Source organism: Corynebacterium sp. HMSC064E07 (genome assembly GCF_001815745.1).
GTDB classification, from domain to species: Bacteria; Actinomycetota; Actinomycetes; order Mycobacteriales; family Mycobacteriaceae; genus Corynebacterium; species Corynebacterium jeikeium_D.
Genome location: NZ_KV821821.1, coordinates 1 through 5,368, shown reverse-complemented (window position 1 = coordinate 5,368; position 5,368 = coordinate 1). Strand labels below are relative to the sequence as shown.

At 55.0% G+C, this 5,368-nt stretch carries 4 protein-coding genes; 3 read left to right on the top strand and 1 reads right to left on the bottom strand.

All coding sequences use genetic code 11. The features are described from left to right. Positions 1 to 33: 33 nt before the first annotated feature. Complete coding sequence (locus HMPREF3053_RS07825) at positions 34 to 1,614, bottom strand: helicase-associated domain-containing protein (RefSeq protein WP_070767543.1); 1,581 nt, start codon at positions 1,612 to 1,614, stop codon at positions 34 to 36. A gap of 114 nt (positions 1,615 to 1,728) precedes the next feature. On the opposite strand from HMPREF3053_RS07825, the gene HMPREF3053_RS07820 reads away from it, so the two are divergent. The 3 genes from HMPREF3053_RS07820 to pbp2m all read left to right on the top strand — a co-directional run bounded on the left by HMPREF3053_RS07820 (position 1,729) and on the right by pbp2m (position 5,311). Further along, positions 1,729 to 2,589 carry a LysR family transcriptional regulator gene (locus tag HMPREF3053_RS07820; protein ID WP_012360809.1) on the top strand — a complete coding sequence of 287 codons (861 nt, stop codon included), beginning with the start codon at positions 1,729 to 1,731 and terminating at the stop codon, positions 2,587 to 2,589. Further along, on the top strand, positions 2,586 to 3,416 hold the full coding sequence (locus tag HMPREF3053_RS07815) for a serine hydrolase (protein WP_012360808.1): 831 nt from the start codon (positions 2,586 to 2,588) through the stop codon (positions 3,414 to 3,416). The genes HMPREF3053_RS07820 and HMPREF3053_RS07815 overlap by 4 nt, the downstream gene beginning before the upstream one ends. Positions 3,417 to 3,529: 113 nt before the next feature. Then, positions 3,530 to 5,311: a penicillin-binding protein PBP2M gene (gene pbp2m / locus HMPREF3053_RS07810; RefSeq protein WP_049172619.1), complete on the top strand. Its 1,782-nt coding sequence runs from the start codon at positions 3,530 to 3,532 to the stop codon at positions 5,309 to 5,311. Positions 5,312 to 5,368: the final 57 nt, after the last annotated feature.

Below are 5,368 nucleotides of genomic sequence, written 5' to 3'. Positions count from 1 at the left end.
GGCATGCGGACACACTTTTCTTTACTTAACCCTCTAGCACGGCACGTCCACCGCAGCGATGCGGTGGGGTTGGATCGTGAGGCTCTCCCCGGTGGATTCGAGCACCGCGGAGATGGTGGAGGGGGTCATCATCACGATGGAGATCCAGTCATGGCTGGTGGCACCCGCATAGTCCACGTAGTGCAGGCGCACCTGTGTGCCCGCGGTATAGGCGCGGCGCAGCTCGGACATGATCTCCCGCGGCGAGCGGAAGGTCCGGGTGTCCGAGGCCTTCGTGCCGTCCGCCGGGTCCACGGCGATGGCCTGGTCGTGGGCGCGGCGAAAACCCTCCACGGCGCCGTCGATCTCCGAGGCGATCTCGGTGGAGTCCCCAGTGATGTCCATGATGTTGCGCTGGGGAGTATCCACGCGAGACGGGACACGAGCCGAGTGGGGTTCGGTGGCGGAGCCCTGCTGGAATGCCCTGGTGGCGTCGTCAATCAAATACCGCAGGGACTGGGGAACGGACGAGAGACCGCCGGGGGACATGCGATCCAGGAAGGCCTCGATGTCCTTCCATGGGGCGTCATAGCGCTTCGGCCCGATCAGGCTGAATACGTCGCCTTCGCGGCCGTCCTCGCGCACCAGGGTGGCGGTGAGCCCCAGACGGCGGCGAGACTGCAGGTCGGAGGTCATGCGGAACACCGGGGCAGGCAGCAGGTGAACCTCGTCGTAAATGATTAAGCCCCAGTCGCGGGAGTCGAACAGCTCCAGCGCCCGGTATTCGCCCTTCGACTTGCGCGTGACCACTTGGTAGGTGGCGATGGTCACGGGGCGGATCTCCTTCTTCTCTCCGGAGTATTCGCCGATTTCATCCTCCGTCAGGGAGGTGCGGCGCACTAGCTCGTCCTTCCACTGCCTGCCCGCGACGGTGTTCGTCACCAGGATCAGGGTGGTGGCCTTTGCCTTGGCCATCGAGGCCGCGCCGACCATCGTCTTGCCCGCACCACATGGCAGCACTACCACGCCCGAGCCGCCTTCCCAGAAGCTATCGGCCGCCATCTCCTGGTAGTCGCGCAGCTGCCATTCTTCGTGTTCCTGCGACAGCTCGATGGGGTGTGCCTCGCCGTCGACGTATCCCGCCAGGTCCTCTGCGGGCCAGCCGACCTTCAGCAGTTCCTGCTTGAGCCTGCCGCGCTCGGAAGGGTGCACAACGATCGAGTCCTCGTCGATCTCTGTGCCCAACATGGGCTTGATCTTTTTGTGACGCCGGATCTCCGTCAGCACAGCCCTGTCCGTCGTCTCTAGCACGAGCCCGTGCGCTGGGTGCTTGATGAGCTTCAGCCGCCCGTAGCGATCCATCGTGTCGGCAATGTCGATGAGCAGCGGCTGCGGGGCGGGGAACCGCGAGTAGGTTTCCAGCACGTCCATGATCTGCTCCGCGTCGTGCCCTGCCGCGCGGGCGTTCCACAGCGCCAGCGGGGTGATGCGGTAGGTGTGCACGTGCTCCGGCGCGCGCTCCAGCTCCGCGAACGGTGCCAGCGCGGTGCGCGCCTCCTGCGCCTGTTCGTGGTCGATTTCCAGCAGCACGGTCTTATCCGACTGCACAATGAGCGGTCCGTTTCCAATGCCCACGCTGTGTGTCACTTCCTTTTTGTTTATCGACGCCACCGCGACGGTGTTGCTCAAGCCAAAGACATCATTTTACGCTGCAGTGGTGCGAACTCGTGCTCCACTATGCTGAGACCCATGATTGCTCAGACGGGAAATCTGCGCCAATGGCAGTATTTCGTGGCTTTAGCGGAGACCGGTAGTTTTACAGCGGCGGCAGCGCGACTGGGAGTGAGTCAGCCGCCTGTCTCCAATGCCATTAAGCGCTTAGAAGCTGGTGTAGGTACACCGCTATTTATCCGAGGGGCGGGGGAAGTGAAACTAACCGAGGCAGGGTTGACCTTGCTTCCATATGCCCGGGTGATTAATCGCGATCTTCAGACTATGCATTCGATGATTGACGGTATCCGAAGTGGTGCGCAAAGCGGGTTTCGTTTGGCCATCAGTAGTGCGCTTCCAAGCGAGATAGGATCGCGTATTGCAGCAAAGGCACAGCAGCATGATGGAGTAGTTTTGTCGTCACTGCCTTCTGTTGAGATTCTTGCCCGTGTTGAAGAAGGCGCTATTCATGCGGGGCTTGTTCAAGCTCCGGTTCCCTTGGGTACTCACCGCAGTGCGAGGCAGTTTTCTCTGTCACGTGATCTAGTGGTGCCGCCGGGGTATTCAAGGTTGGATAAGACCTTGTCTCAATTGAATCTGCTGGTGGAGAACCTGAATGACAATTCAAGTGCAGCCAGTGGTTTGGCGAGAGAGCTATTTCGGTCGGGTGTGTCTTGCGAAATTAATGATTCAGAGGATGCTCTAGGTAGGGGCTTATTGATTGGAAGAGGGGAGGGGATGTCTTTGGTATTTCGCGGTTTTCACCAGTTTGACAATGCTATTGAGCTTCCTTCCCGTTTCGATTTTTCCGTGGATGTAGTGGTTCGCCGAGGTGGGATGGACAATGGCGCCGAGGCCATGGCGGTCGCCGAAAGAATTTGTCGAAGGATTAACCAATGACTGCACGGATGGAGATGGCCCTGGAAAACGTGTTGACGCGGTCGGGGTGTGAGGGATGGTGGTGTGCATCGCGACTGCACGATGGGGTGACTATCGGACGCAAACAAGACGAGAAAATTACGGTGGCATCCTTATATAAAATCCGGCTCCTCCACCTCACTTTGGAAGCGATTCAACGAGGTGATCTGGATCCTCGTCTTCGTGTTGACGTTGCACCGTCCAAAGGAACTTACGAAGGGTATGGGTTCGCTGCCTTTGATGACGCAGTGAACGTGAGTCTCCGAGACTTAATGAAACAAGTCGCATCGGTGTCAGATAACGTGGCCGCCCACGAGATTTTGCGTCTACTGCCTGCGTGGGCTCGAGAAGCATTTCTTAAACGGTTTCCACCTCATTATGACTTGCAAGATCGGAATAGCTTAGTGACGGCGGAGAAACAATTGCGTCAATATGTTCAATCCCAAGGGGGGAGTAGTACAGATATAGCGTTTTCTGCAGTCTCTTCGTTGGCGGAAATAACTAATGACTTGGAACAGGTTTGGAAAGACGATAGTGCAGCGGTACGTCGATCTATGTGTGAACTCTTGGGGTTGCAGGTGTGGCGTCACCGTGTTCCTTCAGGCTTTCCTCCAAGCGGCGTTGATATCTATGGAAAAACGGGCACTGTAGGACTTCTCCATGGTGAAGCTTCGATTATCCAGGTTGAGGGCGAGGAGCCCATTGTGGTGTCCATCATGCTGAAACAGGTGGTGCCAGAACAAGCAATGAGTACTCACGATGGTGCTATTGGCGAAGTGGCTAGACTGCTCGTGGACGCTCTTCGTTAGAATTTCTGCCACTTGAATACACACTTCTACCATCGCCTATATGTGAATGAAATGAGACAATTGCATTATGTGATATTGGTGGCATCCAATGCGTCTCACTTAACGTCACTCCCATGATGACTAAGCACAATCGTTTCCGTCAGTCGGTGATTGCACTCTGTTCGCTCTCCGCAGTGATGTTGAGCAGCTGTTCAGCTCTACCGTGGGAATCAGACTCAGACGTATTTCTCAAAGCTTTCAACGCGGGAGATGACAGCAAGGCTGCACGGTATCTGGATCATCCAGACCCGGAGCGCGCCCTTCATGAATTTCGGCAGTCACTTCATGGTGTGAAGGTCAACATCGAAAAATCTGATATTTCCAATGGAAAGCAGAATACTCATGTGACTTGGTCCAAAGATGGTGTGGAGTTGGAGAGCAATGGTCGGCTCGTCCTTAGTGGACAGGATGGTAAGCCTCAATGGTTGCCTTCGATCTTCGAAGCTCAGTTGAGCGATGATTCCGCACTCTTTTTTGCTGAAGATAAACAGTACGATCTTCCAATTAAAGATCGCTTGGGCAATGAATATATGACCTGGACGAAAGTTATTCAGGTACGAGGTCGCAAAGATATAGCCTCTAGAGCGCAGGAATTGGCCCAGATTTTTGCACCAGTGTCTCCCACAACGACTAAGGAGTGGATCGAGCAGACCTTGGGAGAGTCTCAGGATGAAGACACCGTGCTCCTCACTTTGAGGCAGGAAGAATTCCGGAAGATACAAGAGCAACTTAGGACCTTTGAGGGAATTTCCACTGTGGAGCAGGGGCGTCTCTTAAGCGTGTCCAAAACTCTTAACTCTCCGCTGGATGCTGAATTGAACAAATATTGGGAGTCAGTGCTCGATGCTAATTCAGGATGGTCGATACGCGCTGAGAGTTCACAAGGTATGACGACGGTAGCCTCTGAGCCGCCTCGCCGAGTTCAGCCAATCGCAACCACTCTGGATAACACACTGCAAAGCGCAGCAAAACAAGCAGTGGACAGTGAGCAACGTGCCGCAGTTCTAGTCGTGCTCAATCCTAGAACAGGAGGTGTCCTTGCCGTTGCACAAAATGACAAGGCAAATAACCAAGGGCCAATCGCACTCACCGGGCTATTCCCACCGGGATCGACGTTCAAAACTGTGACCACAGCGGCGGCACTAGAGGCAGGGGCAGTCAGCATGGATGAGGAACTACCTTGTCCTAGCAATATCACCGTCGCTGGACGCACGATTCCCAACGATCATGACTTCGATCTAGGTAGCGTTCGACTGGAAGAAGCTTTCGCCCAATCATGTAACACAACCCAAGCGGTCATTTCGGATCGTTTGGGAGAAGATGATCTGCAACGGACTGCTTTAGAACTCGGAATTGGCTCCGACTTCGACGTACCAGGGATGACCACACTTACTGGTTCGGTGCCGCGGACACCGGCTGGACCTCCTCGTGTGGAGGCTTCTATTGGACAGGGCGAGGTTCTAGCTAGTCCATTTGGGATTGCGCTCATGCAATCGACTGTCGCTAACGGCGGCTTGCTTGTTCCTCCACAGCTCATTCAAGGCGAACAGACAGTAGTGAATAAACAGGCAGACCAGCATGTCAGCGATACAACTATTCAAAGCCTCCGGACGATGATGAAATCAACAATTGACCACGGTTCAGCTAGGTCGTTGAGTGATCTTAGTGCACTTGGCGGAAAGACTGGTACAGCAGAAATTGATGGCAAGCTTTCCAATGGCTGGTTCGCTGGAACGACAGGGGAATTGGCGATTGCGTCCCTTGTAATCGAAGGAGATTCTTCTCAGCCAGCTGTGGAAATGGCCGGGCGTTTCCTTCGCTCGCCGGATGTTCAGAAATTCTCTGGAATTCAATAAACTTGCGTCATAACCTCTAGCACGGGTTAAGTAAAGAAAAGTGTGTCTTTTCCGGGC

Excerpts from the sequence above, each read along its gene's own strand:
- HMPREF3053_RS07820 (WP_012360809.1), top strand. The coding sequence starts at position 1,729 with ATGATTGCTCAGACGGGAAATCTGCGCCAATGGCAGTATTTCGTGGCT.
- HMPREF3053_RS07815 (WP_012360808.1), top strand. The coding sequence starts at position 2,586 with ATGACTGCACGGATGGAGATGGCCCTGGAAAACGTGTTGACGCGGTCG.
- pbp2m (WP_049172619.1), top strand. The coding sequence starts at position 3,530 with ATGATGACTAAGCACAATCGTTTCCGTCAGTCGGTGATTGCACTCTGT.